General features: G+C 65.2%; 12 protein-coding genes. 2 read left to right on the forward strand and 10 right to left on the reverse strand.

The genetic code is table 11. The features are described 5' to 3' along the window. From treZ to treS, 4 genes are read right to left on the reverse strand one after another with little or no spacing between them, the layout of a single operon-like run. Entirely contained in the window at positions 1 to 1,767 is a 1,767-nt protein-coding gene (treZ, locus tag ACQR1F_RS29840) for a malto-oligosyltrehalose trehalohydrolase (RefSeq protein WP_316177727.1), read from the reverse strand. Continuing rightward, a complete protein-coding gene (glgX, locus tag ACQR1F_RS29845) occupies positions 1,764 to 3,839 on the reverse strand; it encodes a glycogen debranching protein GlgX (protein ID WP_434914379.1) in 2,076 nt (691 codons plus the stop codon). The genes treZ and glgX overlap by 4 nt, the downstream gene beginning before the upstream one ends. 4 nt (positions 3,840 to 3,843) lie before the next feature. Beyond that, a complete protein-coding gene (glgB, locus tag ACQR1F_RS29850; RefSeq protein WP_434914381.1) occupies positions 3,844 to 5,982 on the reverse strand; it encodes a 1,4-alpha-glucan branching protein GlgB in 2,139 nt (712 codons plus the stop codon). Next, a complete protein-coding gene (gene treS, locus ACQR1F_RS29855) occupies positions 5,979 to 9,284 on the reverse strand; it encodes a maltose alpha-D-glucosyltransferase (RefSeq protein WP_434914382.1) in 3,306 nt (1,101 codons plus the stop codon). Before treS ends, glgB begins: the two co-directional genes overlap by 4 nt. Before the next feature lie 354 nt (positions 9,285 to 9,638). Here treS and malQ point away from each other — a divergent pair, with 354 nt between their 5' ends. Then, the gene (gene malQ, locus ACQR1F_RS29860; RefSeq protein ID WP_434914384.1) at positions 9,639 to 11,591 is read left to right on the forward strand and encodes a 4-alpha-glucanotransferase; all 1,953 of its coding nucleotides are present in this window, start codon (positions 9,639 to 9,641) and stop codon (positions 11,589 to 11,591) included. A gap of 39 nt (positions 11,592 to 11,630) precedes the next feature. After that, positions 11,631 to 13,442, forward strand: coding sequence for a glycoside hydrolase family 15 protein (locus ACQR1F_RS29865; protein WP_315805430.1), 1,812 nt, complete (start codon positions 11,631 to 11,633; stop codon positions 13,440 to 13,442). Positions 13,443 to 13,465: 23 nt separating this feature from the next. Here ACQR1F_RS29865 and ACQR1F_RS29870 read toward each other — a convergent pair whose 3' ends face one another. From ACQR1F_RS29870 to ACQR1F_RS29895, 6 genes are read right to left on the reverse strand one after another with little or no spacing between them, the layout of a single operon-like run. Next, positions 13,466 to 14,278 (reverse strand): HAD family hydrolase, encoded by an 813-nt coding sequence (locus tag ACQR1F_RS29870; RefSeq protein ID WP_316239230.1) that lies wholly within the window; start codon positions 14,276 to 14,278, stop codon positions 13,466 to 13,468. A gap of 19 nt (positions 14,279 to 14,297) precedes the next feature. After that, complete coding sequence (locus ACQR1F_RS29875) at positions 14,298 to 14,828, reverse strand: gluconokinase (RefSeq protein ID WP_316217658.1); 531 nt, start codon at positions 14,826 to 14,828, stop codon at positions 14,298 to 14,300. Continuing rightward, complete coding sequence (gene pgl, locus ACQR1F_RS29880; RefSeq protein ID WP_315805433.1) at positions 14,815 to 15,564, reverse strand: 6-phosphogluconolactonase; 750 nt, start codon at positions 15,562 to 15,564, stop codon at positions 14,815 to 14,817. Before pgl ends, ACQR1F_RS29875 begins: the two co-directional genes overlap by 14 nt. 2 nt (positions 15,565 to 15,566) lie before the next feature. Beyond that, positions 15,567 to 17,090 carry a glucose-6-phosphate dehydrogenase gene (gene zwf, locus ACQR1F_RS29885; protein ID WP_316239233.1) on the reverse strand — a complete coding sequence of 508 codons (1,524 nt, stop codon included), beginning with the start codon at positions 17,088 to 17,090 and terminating at the stop codon, positions 15,567 to 15,569. Then, positions 17,087 to 18,124 (reverse strand): phosphogluconate dehydrogenase (NAD(+)-dependent, decarboxylating), encoded by a 1,038-nt coding sequence (gnd, locus tag ACQR1F_RS29890; protein WP_316217657.1) that lies wholly within the window; start codon positions 18,122 to 18,124, stop codon positions 17,087 to 17,089. Before gnd ends, zwf begins: the two co-directional genes overlap by 4 nt. A 14-nt stretch (positions 18,125 to 18,138) precedes the next feature. Then, positions 18,139 to 20,985, reverse strand: a complete 2,847-nt coding sequence (locus ACQR1F_RS29895) for a bifunctional transaldolase/phosoglucose isomerase (RefSeq protein WP_434914386.1) — start codon at positions 20,983 to 20,985, stop codon at positions 18,139 to 18,141. Positions 20,986 to 21,793: the final 808 nt, after the last annotated feature.

Consider the following 21,793-nt stretch of genomic DNA (forward strand, 5'->3'; position numbering starts at 1 on the left):
TTATCCTCCGATGCTCCAGAACACCGACCAGGGTGGCAGGCGATCGCCGGGCGTGCCGCCCCAGATCGGCGTGCCCGCCGAGCCGCTGCGCGGCGCGGGCACCTCGTTGTCCGAAACGTTGGCGAGCAAGCGCAGCGTCGCGCCGTCGCCCATCGTCCAGTGCGCAGTCAGGCAGCCATCCTCCGTCACGTCGGCCTTGCCGAAGGATGCGCCCGGCAGCCGCGGTGCCACCTCCCTGTGGCGTACGGCGAGGAGCCCGCGCACCAGCGTCAATCGCTCGCGTCCCGGCGATGCGTTGCGGGCGTCCCAATCGATGATCGCGGATCTGAACGTCTCGATGTCCAGCGGGTCCGGGACCTCGTCGCCATACTTGGCGTATGCCCACTCATATTCCTTGCGGCGCCCCTTGCGCACGGCGTGCGCGAGATCGCCCTGGAAATCGCAGAAGAAAGGGAAGGGCTGCTTCGAGCCCCATTCCTCGCCCATGTACAGCATCGGCACGGTCGGTGCGAGCAAGGTGACGGCCAGCGCAGCTGCGATCCCTTCCGGCGGCGCCAGCGATTCCAGCCGGTCGCCGAACACGCGGTTGCCGATCTGGTCGTGGTTCTGCAGGAAGTTGACGAACGCCGCGGGGGCCAGATGACCGCTTGGTTCACCCCGGGCCATGCCACCCCAAAAGGCGGCCTGCTCGCCTTGATAGACAAAGCCCGAGGCGAGCGCGCGAGCAAGCCCGCGCCGCGGCGATTGTTGGTAGTCGCCGTAGTAGCCGCCGGTCTCGCCGGTCAGCATCACATGCCAGACGTGGTGATAATCATCGTTCCATTGCGCGCGAAACTTGCCCCGCGGCGGATCTTCTGCCGCGTCGAGCATGCTGGCCCGGTTATCACCGTTCTCGAGCACGAGATGGATGTGACGCCCTGTCTGCTCGACAAGCCTGCCGACGGCGGCGCTGAGATCATGCAGCATCGGGATCTCACCCTCGTTGGCGAGGATGTGGTTGACGGCATCGAAACGCAGCCCGTCGAAGCGATAGTCCGTCAGCCAATGCAGCGCGTTCTGAATCGCGAAGGCGCGCACTTCGGGGTGCCGGAAGTCGATCGCGCTGCCCCACGGCGTGTGAGCGTCCGTGAAGAAGGTCGGTGCATACAGGCCGATGTAGTTTCCTTCGGGGCCGAAATGGTTGTAGACGACGTCGAGGAAGACCATCAGCCCGCGCAGATGCGCCTCGTCGATCAGTGCGCGCAGATCATCGGGACGCCCATAGACGCTGTCCGGCGCGTAGAGCAGGACGCCGTCATAGCCCCAGTTGCGGGAGCCGGCGAAGTCCGCCAGCGGCATCAGCTCGAGCGCGGTGATGCCGGTTTCGACGAGATGATCGAGCTTGTCGATCATCGCGCGGTAGGTGCCTTCCGTCGTGAAGGTGCCGACATGGCTTTCGAGGAACACGGCGTCCTGCCATGGACGGCCGCGCCATTTTTCGGAGCGCCAGGTGTAGGCGCGGTGGTCGATGATTTCGCTCGGGCCGGAGACATCCTCTGGCTGGAAATCCGAGCCGGGATCTGGAACGTCGAGCTCATCATCAATACGAAACTTGTACCGCGTGCCGGCGCCGACCCCGGCGACGTCGAGCGAATACCAACCACCATCCCCGCGCTGCATCTCATGCTTGACGTCGAGGATCAGATCGACGCGCTTGGCGGCGGGCGCCCACAGCCGGAACGTCGTGCCGTCCTGCGTGAGCCGAGGTCCGAATTGACGGCCGTTCATGACTGGCCCGCATACGCCAGCACGGAGCGGGGCGGGGCGTTGAGGTCCGTGCCCGACGCGAAGTCGATCGGCGTCTGCTGGGCTTCGGTGGTGTTCAGGACCTGTTGCCACGTCTTGTATTCGGCGAGCTTGGGCAATTTGAATCCGATCTCTTCGGTAGCCGCGTTCAGAACGATAAGGATCGGAGCCTGCTCCTGTTCCACCGGAGCGAGCACATAGGCGAGAAATCGTCCGTCAGGAAAGGTCCAGTCGGTTTGCGTCATCTCCTCCGCCGAAGGCGTCAGCCACAGCACGCCGAAGCTTCCGTCCGACCGGCGGCCGTCGAGCCAGCGGCGCGCGCGAATCTGGCCGAAGCGGCGGCGCAGCTCGGTCATGTGCGCGATGAAGTCGATGAGATCATCGCCCTCGCGGCCCATGCCGCTCCAGTCCACCCAGCCGACCTCGTTGTCCTGGCAATAGGCGTTGTTGTTGCCATGCTGCGAGTTGCCGACCTCGTCGCCTGCGAGCAGCAGCGGCAGGCCCTGCGCGAGCAACAGACAGGCGAGCTGGTTCTTGCGCGACTGCCGCCGCAGCGCTGTGATCGCCACGTCGTTGGTCGGCCCCTCATGACCGAAATTGTTGCTGAGGTTGTCGTTGGAGCCGTCGCGATTGTCCTCGCCGTTCGCCTCATTGTGCTTGCTGTTGTAGCTGAAGAGATCGGCCAGCGTGAACCCGTCATGGACGGTGACGTGATTGACGCTGGCGCGCTGGGTGCGGCCGTCATGGTTGAAGATGTCGGAAGAGCCGGTCATGCGGCTCGACACCTCACCGATCAGGCTGCCTTCGCCGCTCCAGTAGCGACGCATGGCGCTACGATAGCGGTCGTTCCATTCGGACCATTGCGAGGGGAATGCGCCGACCTGGTAGCCGCCGAGACCGACGTCCCATGGCTCTGCGACCAGTTTGACGCTCGCCAGCACCGGGTCCTGGCGGATCGCGGTCAGGAAGCCGCTGCGCCGGTCGAAGCCGTGCTTCTCGCGCGCGAGCGTGGTGGCGAGATCGAAGCGGAAGCCGTCGACGTGGCAGACTTCGACCCAATAGCGCAGCGAGTCCATCACCATCTGCAGCACGCGCGGATGGGTCAGGTTCACCGACGAGCCGCAGCCGGTGAAGTCGTCGTAGAAGCGCGGATTGTCCGGCTGCAGCCAGTAGTAGGATGCGTTGTCGATGCCGCGGTAGCACAGCGTCGGGCCGAGATGGTTGCCCTCGGCGGTGTGATTGTAGACGACGTCGAGCATGACCTCGATGCCGGCATCATGCAGCCGCGCCACCGTCGTCCGGAAGGCATCGAGCGGATTGTCCTGCGCGTAGCGCGGCTCCGGCGCGAAGAACGAGATGGTGTTGTAGCCCCAGTAGTTGACCAGCTTCTTCTCGACCAGCATGCGGTCGTCGATGAAGGCGTGGATCGGCAAGAGCTCGATCGTGGTGACGCCGAGCCGCTTCAGATGCTTGATCATCGCCGGCGACGACAGACCGCCATAGGTGCCGCGCAGGTTGGGCGGCACGTCGTCGCGCTTGTTGGTCAGGCCCTTGACGTGAGCCTCGTAGATGATCGTGTCCTCCCACGGAACCTGCGGCCGCATCTCGCGCCGGCCCCAGTTGAAGGTCTCGTCGATGACGACCGCCTTGGGCATGCCGCGGGCGTTGTCGCGCCGGTCGAACGAGAGGTCCTCGCGCGGCGAGCCGGCGCGGTAGGCGAAATGGGCATCGCTCCAGACCAGCCGGCCGGCGAGCCGCTTGGCATAGGGGTCGAGCAGCAGCTTGTTGGCATTGAAGCGGTGGCCGCGCTCCGGCTCGTACGGGCCGTAGACGCGGTAGCCATAGAGCTGCCCTGGCGAGACGTCGTTGAGATAGCCGTGCCAGACATCCTCCGTCCGCTCCGGCAATTCGATCCGCTCGATCTCGCGCCGGCCCTGGCTGTCGAACAGGCAGAGCTCGACCTTCTCGGCATTGGCGGAGAACAACGCAAAGTTGGTCCCCCGTCCGTCCCAGGTTGCTCCGAGACGGGCGTGGCTTCCAGCGGCCAGGCGCATTGCGTCAGGCTTCCGGGAGGAGAAATACCGCTGCCATGGGCGGGAGGATGAGGTTGAGCTGGTGTTCTTCAGAGGCATGGACCTGGCCGACATTGCCGACATTGCTGCCGCCATAATGCAGGGAGTCGGAATTGAAAGCTTCCCTCCATCTGCCGCCGAACGGCACGCGGACCCGATAATTGTAATACACGTTGGGCGAAAAGTTCACGACCACGACGCAGCGCGCGTGCTCATCGAAGCCCTTGCGCACCCAGGCGAAGACGTTGCGGTCGGAGTCGTCGGTGATCAGCCACTCGAAGCCGTCCGGCTCGCAGTCCCGCTCATGCAGCGCCGGCACGTTGCGGTAGAGGTGGTTGAGGTCGCGGATCAGGGCCTGGATTCCGGCATATTTGGCGTCGCCGAGCAGATGCCAGTCGAGCGAGGTATCGTGATTCCACTCGCGCTCCTGGGCGAGCTCGCAGCCCATGAACAGCAGCTTCTTGCCGGGATGCCCGAACATGAAGCTGTAATACGCACGCAGGTTGGCAAAACGCTGCCAGTCGTCGCCGGGCATCCGGCCAAGGATGGAGCGCTTGCCGTGCACCACCTCGTCATGCGACAGCGGCAGGATGAAGTTTTCCGAAAAGGCGTAGTGCAGGCCGAACAGGATCTCGCCGTGGTGATATTTGCGGTGGATCGGGTCCTTGCTGATGTAGCGCAAGGTGTCGTGCATCCAGCCCATGTTCCACTTGTAGCCGAAACCGAGCCCGCCCATGTCGACCGGGCGGGACACCTGCGGCCACGCCGTGGATTCCTCGGCAGCCGTGGTCGCCTGCGGGAAATGGCCGAACACCTCGATATTGGTCCGGCGCAGAAACTCGATGGCCTCGAGGTTCTCGCGCCCGCCATATTTGTTCGGAATCCAGCCGCCGGAGGGACGGCTGTAGTCGAGATAGAGCATCGAGGCGACGGCATCGACGCGCAGGCCGTCGACGCCGTAGCGCTCCAGCCAGAACAACGCGTTCGAGCGCAGGAAATTGGCGACTTCGGTGCGGCCGAAATTGTAGATCAGCGTGCCCCAGTCGAGATGCCGGCCCTGCATCGGGTTGGCGTGCTCGTAGAGCGCGGTGCCGTCGAAATGGCCGAGGCCGTGCGGATCATCCGGGAAATGGCCGGGCACCCAGTCGAGCCACACCGCGAGGCCCTCGCGGTGGCAGGCATCGACGAGCGCACAGAAGTCCTCAGGACTGCCGAAGCGGCTGGTCGGCGCGAACAGGCCGGTCGGCTGATAGCCCCAGGAGCCGTCGAACGGATGCTCGCTCACGGGGAGGAATTCGATGTGCGTGAAGCCCATGTCGCGTGCATAGGCCGGCAGCTGCTCGGCGAGCTCGCGATAGGTCAGCCATTGATTGTTGTCCTTGCGCCGCCAGGATCCGAGGTGCACCTCATAGATCGAGACGGGCCTGTTCAGCTTGTTGATGTCATGCGGCGCTGGCCGAGGGCGCGGCAGGCTGGTCTCGTCGACCACGATCGACGCGGTCTTGGGACGCATCTCGGCCGCGAAGGCCATCGGGTCGGATTTCAGCGGCAGGTGCTCGCCCTGCGGACCGATGATGTCGAATTTGTAGTGGTCGCCGGCCCTGGCGCGGGGAATGAACAGCTCCCAATAGCCGTTGCCGCGCACGCGCATCGGGTGGCGCCGCGCATTCCAGAAGTTGAAGTCGCCGACCACGCTGACGCGGCGCGCGTTCGGCGCGAGCACGACGAAGCCGACGCCATCGACGCCGTCGATCACCATGGGATGCGCGCCGAGCTTGTCGTAGAGCCGCTCGTGGTTGCCTTCGCCGAGCAGGTGCAGGTCGAAGTCGCTCAGGATCGGCAGGAAGCGATAGGGGTCCTCGAGGTCGGTGACGTGGTCGCCGAATGTCGCCCGAAAGCGATAGCGCTGCAGCGATGGCATGGTCCCGGTGAACAGGCCGGCATCATGGATGCGCGTCAGCGGGGCGACGTCGCCGTGCTCGCCGACCACTTCGACGCGGGACGCCTCGGGCAGGAAGGCGCGCACGACAGCGCGCCCGTCGACATTGTGCTGACCGAGATAGCGAAACGGGTCGGCGTGCCGCCCCTCGATGATCGCAAACGCCTCGGGAGAAAGATGGGTCATGAGGACTCGCTGACTGATGCTGGCTCGGACAGGACGCGAAGCAGGTTGCTCAAAGCGATGCGCAACCAGTCCGGCCGGTGAGCCAGATCATATTCGAGCGCTCCGAAGGCTTTTTCCAGCATGAAAAAGTTAAGGAGCGCCTCCGCCGTATGCGGATCGTCCGGCCAGAGGCGCTGATTGGCCTTGATCTCGCGATAGCCGGCCAAAAAGGCCGTCGCGGCCTGGTCGCGCCATTCCGACAGCGCCGCGGCGATACGGCCGTGATCGTCCGGGCCCGCCCTCAGAGCGCGCTCCTGGGCGACGCGGACCGAGCAATCGATCGAGCGCAGGAAGCCTGCGATGTCGCGCGCCGGCGGCGCCTTGCGCCGACGCTCGGCGAGCGGCTGCTCCTCGTCCCCGTCGAAATCGATGATGAAGATATCGTCCTTGACGATGAGGATCTGGCCGAGATGGAAATCGCCATGCAGCCGGATGTCGCAGCCGCCGATCTGGTGCGGGATCAGGCTGCTCAGGCGCTCCGATATCTCACCACGCCTCGCGAGCACCTGATCGGCCAGCCCTCGTTCCGGGTCCTTGAGGCGATCGCGGCGCTCGCTCAGGCCCGTCAGGACTCGGCTTGCCTGGGCGCGCAGCCGGTCGATCCAGTGACCGAGATGATCTGCGGTGGTCGGCTCCGGCGCAAAATCGGCGATGTCGTTGCGTGAGGCCAGGGCCGCATGCAGCTCTCCGGCCCGCCGTCCGGCTTGCGTCATGTAGCGCAGATAGGGCGGCAGCTCCTCGCTCTGGCGCGCGTCGCCGCTCGCGGCGAACACGCGCTGATCGTCGATGTAGCGGTCGAGATAGGCGGCGGTCACGGTCCAGCCGTCACCCTGGTTCTCGACAAAGCCATGGACGCAGCCGATCGTCTGCCGCTCACCGTCCTGGATCACTTCGACGCTGCCGAGCAGCGGCGGCACGTTGGCGAAGCCGATGGTCTCGGTCAGGAAGCGACCGACGTCGATCTCCGGATGCGATCCGGCCTCGAGCTCGCGATGGAGCTTGATGAAGAACTCGTTGTTGACGACAGCCTTGCTGCTGCAACGGTCGGTCTCGATGATGCGCACCTGTTCCGACTCGCGGATCGGCTTGTCGGGAAATCGCGACGTCGGACGGAATTCCAGTCGTATCCCGTTCTCTTCGACCACAAGTGACTGTGCAAGGTTGCGCAGCAGCAGCGCCAGAAAGATGGGATTGGTGGCGGCATCCAGCAGGGTGCCCTCGCGGGCGCCCTGGCGCACGGCGGCGAATGCCTGCGGATTATAGCGCTCGCGGTCGAAGCGGACCCACTCGATCTGCATCGGCAGCAGGTAGCGCTGCTCGTCCTTGCGCTCGGCCGACTTGAAGAAGATCAGCCACGGCCTGTTGTCGCCGATGTCACAGAACGGGATCGCGGAGGTCAACGTCGGATGGATCGCCTCAGGCGAGCGTTCGGGATACCAGCGCGTGCGCGCGAGGTGGCCGGGAAGCACGTCGCGCTCGAACAGGCTGCGGGTGCGCGCCAGCGACACCCAGGTCGAGCCGAGCGGGACGACCAGCGTCTCGAATTCCGGCACGGCGCGCTGAACGACCGGCTCGGACTTGTCGCGCTCCTTGAGCTGGAACCAGTAGAAGCCGTAGGGCGCGAGCGTGATCATGTAGGGCAGCTCGCCGATCGCGGGAAAGCGCGACCGGCCGAGCATCTCGATCGGCACGCGATCCTTGAACGGCGAAAGATCGAGCTCGGTCGCCTGTGCCGAGCGCGACAGGTTGGCGACGCAGAGGATCACCTCGTCCTTGTATTGCCGCACATAGGCCAGCACCGACCGGTTGGCCGGGCGGATGAAGCTCATGGTGCCCCTGCCGAAGGCCAGCGTCGACTTGCGCACCGAGATCAGCTTCTTGGTGGCATTCAGCAGCGACGACAGGCTGCGCGACTGCGCTTCGACGTTGACCGCCTCGTAGCCGTAGACCGGGTCCATGATCATCGGTGCGTAGAGCCGTGCGGGGTCGGCACGCGAGAAGCCGCCATTGCGGTCGGGCGTCCATTGCATCGGCGTACGCACGCCGTTGCGATCGCCGAGATAGATGTTGTCGCCCATGCCGATCTCGTCGCCGTAATAGATGATCGGCGTGCCCGGAAACGACATCAGCAGCGAGTTCATCAGCTCGATCTTGCGCCGGTCATTGTCCATCAGCGGCGCGAGGCGGCGGCGAATGCCGACATTGATGCGCGCGCGCGGATCGTTGGCATAGGTCGACCACAGATAGTCGCGCTCGACATCGGTCACCATTTCGAGCGTCAGCTCGTCATGGTTGCGCAGGAACAGTGCCCATTGGCAGGTCGAGGGGATATCGGGCGTCTGGCGCAGGATGTCGGTGATCGGGAAGCGGTCTTCCTGGGCGATCGCCATGTAGAAGCGCGGCATCAGCGGGAAGTGATAGGCCATGTGGCACTCGTCGCCCTGGCCGAAATACTCCTGCACATCCTCGGGCCACTGGTTGGCCTCGGCCAGCAGCAGCTTATCCTTGGCGTAATTGTCGAGCTCGACACGCAGGCGCTTGATGATCGCATGCGTCTCCGGCAAGTTCTCGTTGTTGGTGCCGTCGCGCTCGCAGAGATAGGGAATGGCGTCGAGCCGGAAGCCGTCGACGCCGGCATCGAGCCAGCGCTTCATCACCTGGACGATCGCGTTGACCACGCGCGGATTGTCGAAGTTGAGATCCGGCTGGTGCGAGAAGAAGCGGTGCCAGTAGAACTGGCCGGCCTCGGGATCCCAGGTCCAGTTGGACTTCTCGGTATCGGTGAAGATGATTCGCGTGCCGAGATATTTCTGGTCGGTGTCGCTCCAGACGTACCAGTCGCGGGCGCTGGAGCCGGGCGGGCTGCGCCGGGCGCGCTTGAACCAGTGATGCTGGTCGGAGGTGTGGTTGACCACGAGCTCGGTGATCACCCGCAGGCCGCGCCGCTTGGCCTCCTGGATGAAGCGCTTGAACTCCTTCATGGTCCCGAAATCGGGATTGATGCTGCCGTAATCGGCGATGTCGTAGCCGTCGTCGCGGCCGGGCGAGGGGTAGAACGGCAGCAGCCACAGTGTGGTGACGCCGAGGTCCTGCAGATAATCCAGCTTGTCCGTGAGGCCGGCGAAGTCGCCGACGCCGTCATTGTTGCTGTCGGCGAACGCCTTCACGTGCAGCTGGTAGATGATCGCGTCCTTGTACCAGAGACCGTCGCCGTCGGTCTCGGTCTGCAGGCTCGGCGTATCCAGGGATGACATCAGGTTCATGAGGCCCTCACCTAGGAGAGAGGATGATGATGCGGCTGCGATCGGAGGCGTCTCGAAAGATGTCTCGGCCTCGACAGATGCGGCTCTCCTCAAAAGAGGGCAGAATAGGGGAGAAAGCGTCTTTGAGGGCGACGCTCTCGAACGTGTGCGCAAATTTGTTCACGGTGATGCCATTGACAAGAAAACGGCGTCCCGGTTCGCTAGAAACCGAGACGACCTCCTTACAAAGCTGCAAGGCTCGTTTTGTTCCCCGGGGAACGACGGCCTTGGCGCGGCGTTAGAGGCTTATCCTCTTGCTGTCCCACAACAATTTTACGACGTACGACTTGCCGTTACGTCCAGATCGCGTGCCGAATGGATCTCTATAGCGAAGCCCATAGTCTCGGAATCCTGACAGAATTCTACGATGGTCAGGGGCAGCGTCGCGTCACCGACGAAGCGGCACTCAAGATCATCGTGGAGGCCTTTCCCAGGCCCACGCCGCACCGGCTGCTGAGCGGTGCGATCGTGATTCGGTCCGGCCAGCCGGCGCGCAGCCGCCTGAACGAGGCGGCGAAGCTGCCGGCCAAGTGGACCATCAGGCGTGGCGACGTTGAGATCGCAAAGGGAGACGCCGGTGAGGCCCTGGTCGAGTGGCCGGGTGATCTGCCGGTCGGCAGCTACCGCCTCGAGCTGGTGGATGCGTCATCATACCGCGAGGAGCTGCCGCTGCTGGTCGCGCCGGCGAAGGCCTTCGCCGGCGATTTCGACCGCGTCTGGCTGCTGGCGGTCCAACTCTATGGCATCCGCTCGGCCCGCAACTGGGGCATGGGCGACTTCACCGACCTTGCCAATCTCATCACGCTTTGCGCCAAGCTCGGCGCCGATGGTGTCGGGCTCAATCCGCTGCACGCGTTGTTCGACGACCGGCCGGGTGACTTCAGCCCCTATGCACCGAACAGCCGGCTGTTCCTGAATGCGCTCTATGTCGATGTGGAGCAGGCGCCGGGCTTTGCGAAGGGGCCCGGCAGCAAGGTGCTGGAGCCGCTGCGACAAGCCGAGCTGGTGGACTACAAGGGTGTGGCGGCGTTGAAATGGCCGGCCCTGCGCGCCGCCTTCGACGCCTTCATGGCCGCGCCCGACGCCGCGGCCGCTGCGGAGTTCAAGGCCTATCGGGCCGAGCGCGGCGAGCTGCTGGCGCGCTTCTCCTGCTTCGAGGTGTTGCGGCATCGCTTCCAGAAGCCCTGGTGGGACTGGCCTGAGGAGTGGCGGCGGCCCGATGCCGCGCGCTGCGCGGCGCTGCTCAGCGGCCCCGACCGGAGGGAGGCCGAGTTCATCGCCTATGTGCAGTGGCTCGCCGAGCGACAATTGCGCCATTGCCGGGATCTCGCGCATCGGCTGGGAATGAAGGTCGGCTTGTATCTCGACGTCGCAGTCGGCGTTCAATCCGACGGCTTCGATGCCTGGAACGAGCAGGGCGCCATCTCGCGCACGCTGTCGGTCGGAGCGCCGCCCGATCCGTTGAACACGGTCGGGCAGAACTGGGGATTGGCCGGCTTCAACGCGCCGGGGCTGGCGCTGAGGAATTTCGAGCCGTTCCGGGAGATGATCAGGGCGTCGATGCGCCATGCCGGCGCGATCCGGCTCGATCACGTGCTCGGTTTGAAGCGGCTCTATCTGGTGCCGCACGGATTTCCGGCCAAGCAGGGCGCGTATGTGCAGATGCCGTTCGATGCGCTGCTCGCCGCGACCGTCATCGAGAGCGTGGCCAACGACTGCATCGTCATCGGCGAGGATCTCGGCACCGTGCCGGAAGGCTTTCGCGAGCAGATGGCCGATTGGGGACTGTGGTCCTACAAGGTGATGATCTTCGAACGCGACGACAACGGCCGCTTTCGCGACGTTGACTTCTATCCGCCGAATGCGCTGGTGACGCTGAACACCCACGACCTCTCGACCTATGCCGGCTGGCGCTCGTTCGGCGATCTCAAGACCAAACGCGGGCTGGGCATCGATCCCGGCGAAAGCGACCAGGATCGCTGGGACGCCTTGGGGCTGTGGGACGAGGTGCTGCGCCACAACGGCATTCAGGCCAACGACGTCCACTCGGCGATCGCCTTCCTGTCGCGGACGCGGTCGCGGCTGCTGGTGATTTCCCTGGAGGATCTGCTGCAGGTGGTCGATCAGCCCAATATTCCCGGCACGATCGACGAGCATCCGAACTGGCGCCGCAAGATGCCGGTCAAGCTCGAGGACATCACGGGTGCGACCAGCGTCGCGGCGTTGAAGGCGGCGACCGCCGAACGGATCAGCCCGGCCGGCGTTTAGAATGCGGGGATCGAGGGGGCAATTGCACGCGGATGCCAAATGTCCTGCAGGATCGAAGACTACGCGCTGATCGGTGATTGTGAGACGGCTGCCCTCGTAAGCCGAAACGGTTCGATCGACTGGCTGTGCTGGCCGGCGTTCGATTCCGACGCCTGTTTCGCTTCCCTGCTGGGCGATCGCAGCCATGGCCGCTGGCTGATCGCGCCACGCGGCGATATCCGCTCGACGTCCCGCCGCTATCGTGGCGACAGCCTCATCCTCGAGACGCGGTACGAAACCGCGACCGGCACCGTCGAGCTGGTCGATTTCATGCCGCCGCGGGGCAGCGCCTCCGACGTCGTCCGGCTGGTCCGCGGCGTCGCCGGCCGGGTCGCCATGCGGATGGAGCTGATCATCCGTTTCGGCTTCGGCATCGAGATTCCCTGGGTCAAGCGCTCCGAGGATCGCTCCGCGCTGCTTGCCATCTGCGGCCAGGACATGGCGGTGCTGCATACGCCGATCGCCACCCGCGGCGAGGACATGACCACGGTTGCGGAGTTCGAGGTCGCGGCCGGCGACACCGTGCCGTTCGTGCTGACCTACGGTCCCTCGCATCTACCGGTGCCCAAGGCGATCGATCCGCTTCAGGCGCTTGATGACACCGAGACCTTCTGGGCCGACTGGTCGCGCCGCTGCACCTATCAGGGCGAGCACCGCGAACTCGTGATGCGCTCGCTGATCACCCTGAAGGCGCTCACCTATGCGCCGACCGGCGGCATCGTCGCGGCGCCGACCACGTCGCTGCCGGAGAAGCTCGGCGGCCGGCGCAACTGGGACTATCGTTTCTGCTGGCTGCGTGACGCGACGTTCACGCTGCTCGCGCTGATGAACTCGGGCTACACCGAGGAAGCGCTGGCCTGGCACAACTGGCTGCTGCGCGCCGCCGCCGGCGCACCGGCCTATATGCAGATCATGTACGGCATCATGGGCCAGCGGCGGCTGATGGAGTGGGAGGCCGAGTGGCTGCCCGGCTACGAAGGCGCCCGGCCGGTGCGGATCGGCAACGCCGCGCACGCCCAGCTCCAGCTCGACGTCTACGGCGAGCTGATGGACGCCTTCCACCAGGCCCGCATGACCAGGCTCAAACTGGAAGACGGCACATGGGACCTGGAATGCGCGGTGCTCGATCATCTCACCGACGTCTGGGACCAGCCCGACCACGGCATATGGGAACGCCGCGGCGACGGCCGTCACTACGTGTTTTCCAAGGTGATGACCTGGGTGGCGTTCGATCGCGCGATCAAGAGCGCGGAGAAATTCGGGTTCAAGGCGCCGCTGGAGCGCTGGCGGCGGCTGCGCGAGACCATTCATCGCGACGTCTGCGCCAAGGGTTATGACGAAAGCCTCGGCAGCTTCGTCGAGTCCTATGGCTCGCGGTTGCTCGATGCCAGCCTGCTGCTGTTGCCGGCGGTCGGCTTCCTCCCCAGCTCCGATTCGCGCATTCGCGGCACGGTGGACGCGATCGAACAGCATTTACTACGGGACGGCTTCGTGCTCCGGCACGATCCGCGCGATGTCCCTCCGGACGAGCAGCAGCCGATCGAAGGCGCGTTCCTTGCCTGCACGCTGTGGCTGGCCGACGCCCATGTCCTGGCGGGCGATACGGAAAAGGCCGAGACGCTGTTCCGCCGCGTGGTGAACATCGCCAACGATGTCGGACTGCTGGCCGAGGAGTACGACAGCGAGGCCCGGCGGCAGACCGGCAATTTTCCCCAGGCGCTGACGCATATCGCGCTGATCAACACGGCGCAGAATCTGAGCAGCGCCAGGAAGGCCAGCGACAAACCCGCAAGGCAGCGGTCGGAGGCCTGAGCTCCCGCACGTCAGCTTGCGGATCAGCCTTGCGCGTTTTCCGCCAGGATCATCTCCATGGCATTGGCAAAGCCTTCGTCCTGATTGGACGTGGTGATGCGCTTGGCTTTGCTCTTCACCTCGTCACTGGCATTGCCCATGGCGATCGACAATCCGCTCACCTCGAACATCGCGACATCATTGTGCATGTCGCCGATGGTCGCGACTTGGTCGAGCGGGATACCGAGCCGCTGAGCCATCGCGCTGACGAAGGTGCCCTTGTCATGTCCGGGCGGAGTGATGTCGAGATAGTAGCTCTGCGAGCGCACCGCTGTCGCTTCCGCGCCCAATGCCTGCTGCATCTGGCTCTCGCAGCCCGCCAGCAGCGCGAAATCGCTGCTCGCGCCGACGATCTTGCAGGCGTTCGCCAGATAGGGCGAGAAATCGCCGACGATCGTCGGCTCCGCGCGTATCGCGCGCCGCTCGTTCGGGACGTACTCACCGTCCGGATTGCGCGTCACCCAGGCGTCGTTGGTGAAGACCCAGATGTCGACGCCGGCTTGATGCAGCAGGTCGACGCAGCGTGCGGCGGCCGCGGGCGGGATCAGGCTCTGCTCGAGCGGGCGCATGGCGGCGTCGACGATTGAGCTGCCGTTGAACGGCCCCACCGGAAGGCTGATCTGCAGCGGCTCGATCAGAAAGCGCATTCCGATCGCGGGGCGGCTCGAGGTGAGCGTGAAGCCAACGCCGGATTCGTGCAGCCGCCGCGCCGCCTTCGCGGCCCGTTCGGTCAGAACCTTGTCCTTGGTCAGCAGCGTGCCGTCGACGTCGGATACGACGAGAGCGATGCGGGTCATGAGCCCTTCCTGTTTGCGGTCAGGCTCGTCCCTGACCGCTGTGAAGCTGTTGCAGGATGTCGTCCACGATCGCCGCGACCGGCGCGTCGACCGAGACCGTGATGGGATGCTCGGGGGCGCCAGGCGGTTCCAGGGTGGCGAACTGGCTGGTGAGCAGGCCCGGCGGCATGAAGTGCCCGGCGCGATGCTTCATCCGCTCGCCGATCAGCTCCTGAGTGCCTTGGAGATAGACCATGCGGACATCGTCGCGGCCGCCGACCAGGATATCGCGATAGGCCTTCTTGAGCGCCGAGCAGGCGATGATGATGTGCTGGCCCGCGCTGCGGCATTGCGCGATCTCCGTGGCAATGGCATGCAGCCAGGGCCAGCGATCCTCGTCGGTGAGCGGGTGGCCCGCGCTCATCTTGGCGACGTTCGCGGGCGGGTGAAAGCTGTCGCCATCCTCGAAGCGCCAGCCGAGGCGTTGGCCCAATGCTTGCCCGATCGTGCTCTTGCCGGAGCCGGAGACGCCCATGATAATGAGCGCATGGGGCAGGTCAGATGTCGCCACTTTGCCTCTCCGGCCAGGCCTCGCTGTCGATCAGCAGGATCGTCTCCCGAATCGAGCGGGCGCGATTGGCGGGCAGGTCTTCGCCGGCCAGCACGCGCGTCATGATCGCGCGCTTGTCGGCGCCGGCGACCTCGAACAGCATGGTTCGGCAGGAGGCGAGCGCAGGCAAGGTCAGGCTGATCCGCGGCACGAAGGGTGCGACGTGAGCCTTGTCGACGCCGACAACCCAGCGATCGGCGATATCAACAGCGGGAAAGCCGGGGAATAGCGACGCGACATGGCCGTCGGAACCGATTCCGAGCAGCACGAGGTCGAACAGCGGCCGCGCAGAGTCGAGCCGCGCGGCGCCGTAGAACGCTTCCAGCGCGCGCTGATAGTCGCAGGCACTGGCCTCCGGGTCCGATCTATCGGTCGCGATCGGGTGGATGTTGGCGGCCGGCGCGCAGGCATCGAGGAACGCGTGGCACGCCATGGTCATGTTGTGCAGGGGATCGCCGGGCGGAACATATCGTTCGTCACCGATGAACCAGTGCACGCGCGTCCAGGGAATCCGCTCGCGATACGCGTCCGTCGCCAGCAGCTGATAGAGCTGCTTCGGGCTCGATCCCCCGGTGAGGCAAACGGCTATCGTCGCCGGATTGGCATCGATCCGGGCCAGGAGATGTTCGGCCGCGACCCTCGCCATCGTCGCCCGGTCGGCGACGCGCACGAGGTTGCGGTCCTGCGGTCCGACCACGGCTAAACCAGCTTGCGCCAGCTGCGGCCGTCGCGGGCCAGCAGATCGGCCGCCGCCTCAGGTCCCTCGCTGCCGGCCGCGTAGGAATGCAGGCCATCGCGGCCGGCCTTCTTCCAGGCCTCGATGAATGGCTCGACGGCCTTCCAGCCGGCCTCGACGCTGTCGGCGCGCTGAAACAGGATGTTGTCGCCGATCATGCAGTCATAGATCAGCGTCTCGTAGCCGGTGGCGGGCTCGGCCTGGAAATAGTCCTTGTAGTTGAACTTCATCTGCACGCCGTCGGTGCGGATGGTCGGCCCCGGGATCTTGGTGTTGAACTGCAAGGTGATGCTCTGGGTCGGCTCGATGCCGATGACGAGATAGTTCTCGGCCAGGGTCTCGATCGGGGTGCAGCTGAACATCGCGAACGGCGCCTGGCGGAACTTGATCGCGACCTCGGTGCGCTTGGCGCCGAGCGCCTTGCCGGTGCGCAGATAAAACGGTACGCCGGCCCAGCGCCAATTATCGATGGTGAGCTTGAAGGCCGCGTAGGTCTCGGTGGTGCTGTCGGGGCGAACGTCCTTGCTCCTCACATAATCCGGCAGCTCGGCGTCGCCAATCATGCCGGCCGTGTACTGGCCGCGCACCGAGTTGAGCAGCGCCTCCCGTTCGCTCAATGGCTGGATCGCCGACAGCACCTCCGCCTTCTCGGAGCGGACGGTATGCGCATCGAACCGCGCCGGCGGCTCCATCGCCACCAGCGAGAGCAACTGGAAGAGATGGTTGGGGACCATGTCGCGCAGCGCGCCGGTCGCGTCGTAGAAGCTGCCGCGCGTGCCGACGCCGAGCTTCTCCTCGACGGTGATCTGAACGTGGTCGATGTGATGCCTGTTCCAGATCGGCTCGAACATGCCGTTGGCGAAGCGCAGCACCAGGATGTTCTGCACCGTCTCCTTGCCGAGGTAATGATCGATCCGGTAGATCTGGTGCTCGGTCACGAGTTGCAGCAGCGTGTCGTTCAGTTTTTTGGCCGAGGCGAGATCGGTGCCGAACGGCTTTTCCACCACGAGGCGGCGCCAAGCCTTGCCGTCCTCGCGAAGCAGCCCGACGCGCCCGAGCTGTTGCGCGATCGGCGCAAAGGCGCTCGGCGGCGTCGCCATATAGAACAGCCGATTGCCGTGGGTCTCCCGCGCGGCTTCGAGCTTTTCCAGCCTCGCCTTCAACTGATCGAAGCTTTCCGGCTCCTTCGGATCGGCCTCGATCGCAGTCACACATTGCAACAGGCGCTGCGCGATCTCATCCTCGATTGGGCGTGTGGCGTATTTGCGCAGGCCCTCCATGAGATTGTCGCGCAGTTGCTCGCTCGACACGCCCTTGCGGGCAATGCCGACGATGCAGAACCTGTCAGGCAGCAGATGATTGGCCGCGAGATTGTAAAGCGATGGCAGAACGAGCCGATGGGTCAGATCGCCGGTCACACCGAAGATCACGAAGGCGCAGGCGTCAGGCTTCTGATGTCGCGGCTGGTGCGGATACAGCGGGGTCACGCGCGGTCGTCCCTGGGCTTGACGATCCCAGGCGCGCTCTGGCGCGCCGGATCTGGGTGCTGTTCGGGCTCCTTGTGCCCGCCGAAGCCTTCGCGCATCGCCGAGAGAATCTTCTCAGCAAAGGTGTGCTCCTGGCGCGAGCGGAAACGCGCGAACAAAGCGGCCGTCAGCACCTCGGCCGGCACGGCCTCGTCGATCGCCGCGTTCACGGTCCAGCGGCCTTCGCCGGAATCCTCGACATAGCCGGAATATTTCTCCAGGCCGGGCTGCCGCGCCAGCGCGCTGGCGGTGAGGTCGAGCAGCCAGGACGGAATGACGCTGCCGCGGCGCCACACCTCGGCGACGTCAGCGAGATCGAAGTCGAAGCGATGTGCCTCGGGCAGCGCCTCGCTGTTCGCGTTCCTGAGGATGTCGAAGCCCTCGGCATAGGCCTGCATCAGGCCATATTCGATGCCGTTGTGGATCATCTTGACGAAGTGGCCGGCGCCAGTCGGCCCGGCATGGATGTAGCCCTGCTCGACGCGCGGGTCGCGGCCGTCACGGCCCGGTGTGCGCGGGATGTCGCCGATGCCTGGCGCCAGCGTCGCGAAGATCGGATCGAGCCGGTCGACGACCGGCTTGTCGCCGCCGATCATCATGCAGTAGCCCCGGTCAAGGCCCCAGACTCCGCCGGAGGTGCCGACGTCGACATAGTGCAGACCGCGCTCCCTCAGCGCCTTGCCGCGGCGGACGTCGTCCTGCCAGAAACTGTTGCCGCCGTCGATGACGACGTCGTCTTGGCTCATCAGCTTGGTGAGCTGCTCGACGGTGGCTTCCGTGATCTTGCCGGCCGGCAGCATGATCCAGGCGTGCCGCGGGGGAGCGAGCTTGCCGACGAATTCCTCAAGGCTCGCGGCGCCCACCGCACCCTCGGAGACCAGCGCAGCGACCGCCTTTGCGTCGCGATCATAGACCACGCAGGCGTGTCCCGCGCGCATCAGGCGGCGCACGATGTTGCCGCCCATCCGCCCGAGACCGATCATTCCCAATTGCATCGACGACGCCCTTCCTAGCTCAGCGCTTCACTGATCGCGCTGTCGAGCATCTTCAGGCCCGATTTCAGATTGCCCTTGAGATGGACCCGAAGAGCCCGGCGCCCGCGCTCGGTGAGCACGTCGAAATCGCCGCGCGCCTGCGCCGCCTTGATCACGCCGAAGCTCGCCTTCTGCCCGGGGATGGGCAGATCCTCGGCGTCGTCAGCCGTGATCTGGAGAAACACGCCGCTGTCCGGACCGCCCTTGTAGGCCTGGCCGGTCGAGTGCAGGAAGCGCGGACCGAACTCGGCGCAGGTGGCGAGGTGCTTGGCATCGCGCAGCCTCAGCCGGATCCGCTGTAGCGTGTCGATATTGCCGGCGTTGCGGTCGACATAGCCGAGCAGGGCGATGTAGTCGCCGGCGCCGGCGCGGCCAAGATGCGCCTTCAGCCAGGACGCGAGCGTGCCGTCGGCGCCATGCTCGCGCAGGCTCTCGGCGTTCTGAGCATCGGTGTAGAGCTCGCAGCCCTTGATCGATGCAACCGGCTGCTCCTCCGGCAGCGCGCCGCTCTGCTCGAACGCCGCCGTCAGCTCGCGGGTCTTGATCTTGGCGGCTTCGACGTCGGGCTGGTCGAACGGGTTGATGCCGAGCACGGCGCCGGCGACGGCGGTCGCCATCTCGAAGCGGAAGAATTCCTGCCCGAGCTGGTCGATCGACGTCATGACGATGCGCACGACCGGATGGCCGGCCTCCTCGAGCGCGGCGAGCTTCGCATCATGGCCGGTCACGTCGTCGCCGTCGACCTTGATATCGATGAAGAAGCGGTCGCTGCCATAAAGCTCAGGCGGCGCCACCGGTTCGCCCTCGATCGGGACCAGGCCCTTGCCCTCCTTGCCCGTGGACTCCGCGATCAACTGCTCGGCCCAGGCGCCGAAATCGGCGATCTTGGGCGAGGCGAAGATCGTCACCTTGTCGCGGCCTTCGAGGCCGGCAAGACCCATTGCCAGACCGAGCTGCACGCCCGGGTTCTGGAGCGGCGGCACGTCGGGCCCGCAGGAGCGCACCATCGACAGCGCCTGCGTGATCAGCTTGCGCACGTCGATGCCCGCGGTCGCGGCCGGCACCAAGCCGAACGGCGACAGCACTGAATAGCGGCCGCCGATGCTCGGCTCGCCATGGAAGATGCGGGCGAAGCCTTGCGCCTTGGCCGCCTTCTCCAGCGACGAGCCGGGATCGGTCACGGCAATGAAGCGGTGGCCGGCCTTGTTCGGCCCGATCGCCTCGGACACACGCGCGAAGAAATAGTCCTTCATCGCGTTCGGCTCGGTGGTGCCGCCCGACTTCGAGGAGACGATGAACACGGTCCTGGCGATGTCGATCGCCTTCTCCATCGCGCGCACCTGCGCGGGATCGGTGGAGTCGAGCACGTGCAGCCTGGGGAAGCCGGCCTTGCGCGGAAAGGTCTCGGCCAGCACCTCCGGCCCGAGGCTGGAGCCACCCATGCCGAGAACCACGGCGTCGGAAAACTTCTGTCCCTTCACCCGCTGCGCATAGTCCTCATAATCGGCGATATCGGCCTTGTCAGCGCTGGTCAGCCAGCCCAGCCATTTGTGCTCGTCATGGCCGGTCCAGACCGTCGCATCCTTGTGCCAGAGCCGGCGGATCCTGGCGTCCTTGCGCCAGTCCTCGGTAGCGGAGGCGACCTTCTTCTCCAGATCAGCAGCAATGGCGATCGTCTGCTGCCCAAGTCCTGCTCCCAGCACGACGGCGCGCTTGTGCGCAACCGCGCCGTAGAGCTTGTCGGCGGCGTCCGCGAACTGCTTGACGCCGTCGACCACGAGATCCGCGGTGATGTCGTCGAGGGATATGCCGGTCTTCGCCAGATCCTCCAGGGCGGCCCGGGCAGCGTCGACGTCTTCCTCCAGACTGTCGCGCACCTCTCCGTGATCGCGGAAGGCATCCAGCGTGGCCGGCGGCACGGTGTTGACGGTGTTCGGTCCGATCAGCTCCTCGACATAGAGGACGTCGCGGTAATCCTTGTTCTTGGTGCCGGTGGAGGCCCAGAGCAGTCGTTGCGGCTTGGCGCCGTGCGCGGCCAGCCGCTCCCAGCGCGCGCCGGCGAACAGCCGCTTGTAGTCCTGATACGCCATCTTGGCGTTGGCGATGGCGATCCTGCCCTTGAGCGCGGCCAGCCGCTCCTTCTCCGAGGGATCGTTGGCCTGGGCGATCTTCGCGTCGAGCTGCTTGTCGACCACGCTGTCGATGCGGCTGACGAAGAACGACGCCACGCTGGCAACATGCGACGGATCACCGCCGGCGGCGACATAGGCTTCGAGGCCGGCAATGTAGGCTTCGGCGACCTGCCGGTAGACTTCTTGCGAAAACAGCAAGGTGATGTTGACGCTGATGCCCTTGGCGATCAGGTGCTGGATGGCCGGCAGGCAGGCGTCGGTCGCCGGCACCTTGATCATCAGATTCCTGCGGTCGACCGCCTTCCAGAGCTGCTCTGCCTCAGAAATGGTGCCCTTGCTGTCCATCGCCAGATAGGGCGAGACTTCGAGGCTGACGAAGCCGTCATTGCCATCGAAGTGGTCGTAGACGGGCCGCAACACGTCGGCGGCATTCTGGATGTCCTCGACGGCGACGGCCTCGAACAGCTGCGTCGGCGATCGATCGCCGTTCTTCAGCGCCGCGGCGATCGGCGCGTCATATTCATCGGAGCTGCCGATCGCCTTCTCGAAAATCGCGGGATTCGAGGTGACGCCCTTGACGCCATCCTCATCGATCAGCCGCTTGAGGTCGCCCCTGGCGACGAAGCCGCGTGCGAGGAAATCGAGCCAGACCGCCTGGCCGTGTTCTTCGAGAGCTTTGACCGGATTCATGATGCCTATCTATGTGCGTCGGCTTGCTTTTTCGGGTTCCCGCCTGGCGGCCTGCCAGATCGTGGACCTCACATGAACAACTATGCGCCAGCCCACAGGAGAACGCCATTCATAATGGATTGATCCCTCTGGAATCCCAAGAGCTTCGTACCGGGTGCGACGTGCCGGCGGCGTGCGCTCGGCGGGAGACTTGCAGGCACTCTGAAGCAGGCAGTCTGAAGCCTGCGGCCGGCCGTTCGACCAAGGCGGGGGAAAGGCCCGCCAAGCGCGGCCGGTGTTCGGCTCGCGTCGGTCTCTGCGGCTCCCGCGCCGGGGGTCTCCCATCGTGGGCGAGCAAATGCCGCCGATCAAACCTTCTCCGCCTTGCAATGCTGGAAAGGGGCCACATGTGTTCTGGGTAATGGTGCCTCACGTCACAGATCAAGGCGAGCGTGTTGCGATTGTCGCCTCGGCTGCGCCTCGTGATTGGCGGATAACCCATGATGCTTTCTGCTTGCAGACATTCGGTGGCGAGCCGCACCCTGATCATGGCAATGATCAGCATCGAGTGATCCGTCCGGCTTCGGCGGTGCGTTGCGTCACGACATTCGGTTCTAGCGGTGAACATGTGTGCGGATGGCGCTGTGAGATGCGCGCGTTCATCGCTCGCCGGGTCATGATGACATCGTATGAGCGCCGGCCGACGCGCTTGCAGCTTGGCTGTGTCTGTTTGACCAGCCGTGGCTGGCGCGCATCACGTCGCGCCACGAATGAGACATTCGCTGCCTGGCGCAGATGCGCGACGATTGGCGTTCACTCGCGGTTCACT

The sequence above is a fragment of the Bradyrhizobium sp. HKCCYLS3013 genome (assembly GCF_051167615.1).
Lineage (GTDB): Bacteria > Pseudomonadota > Alphaproteobacteria > Rhizobiales > Xanthobacteraceae > Bradyrhizobium.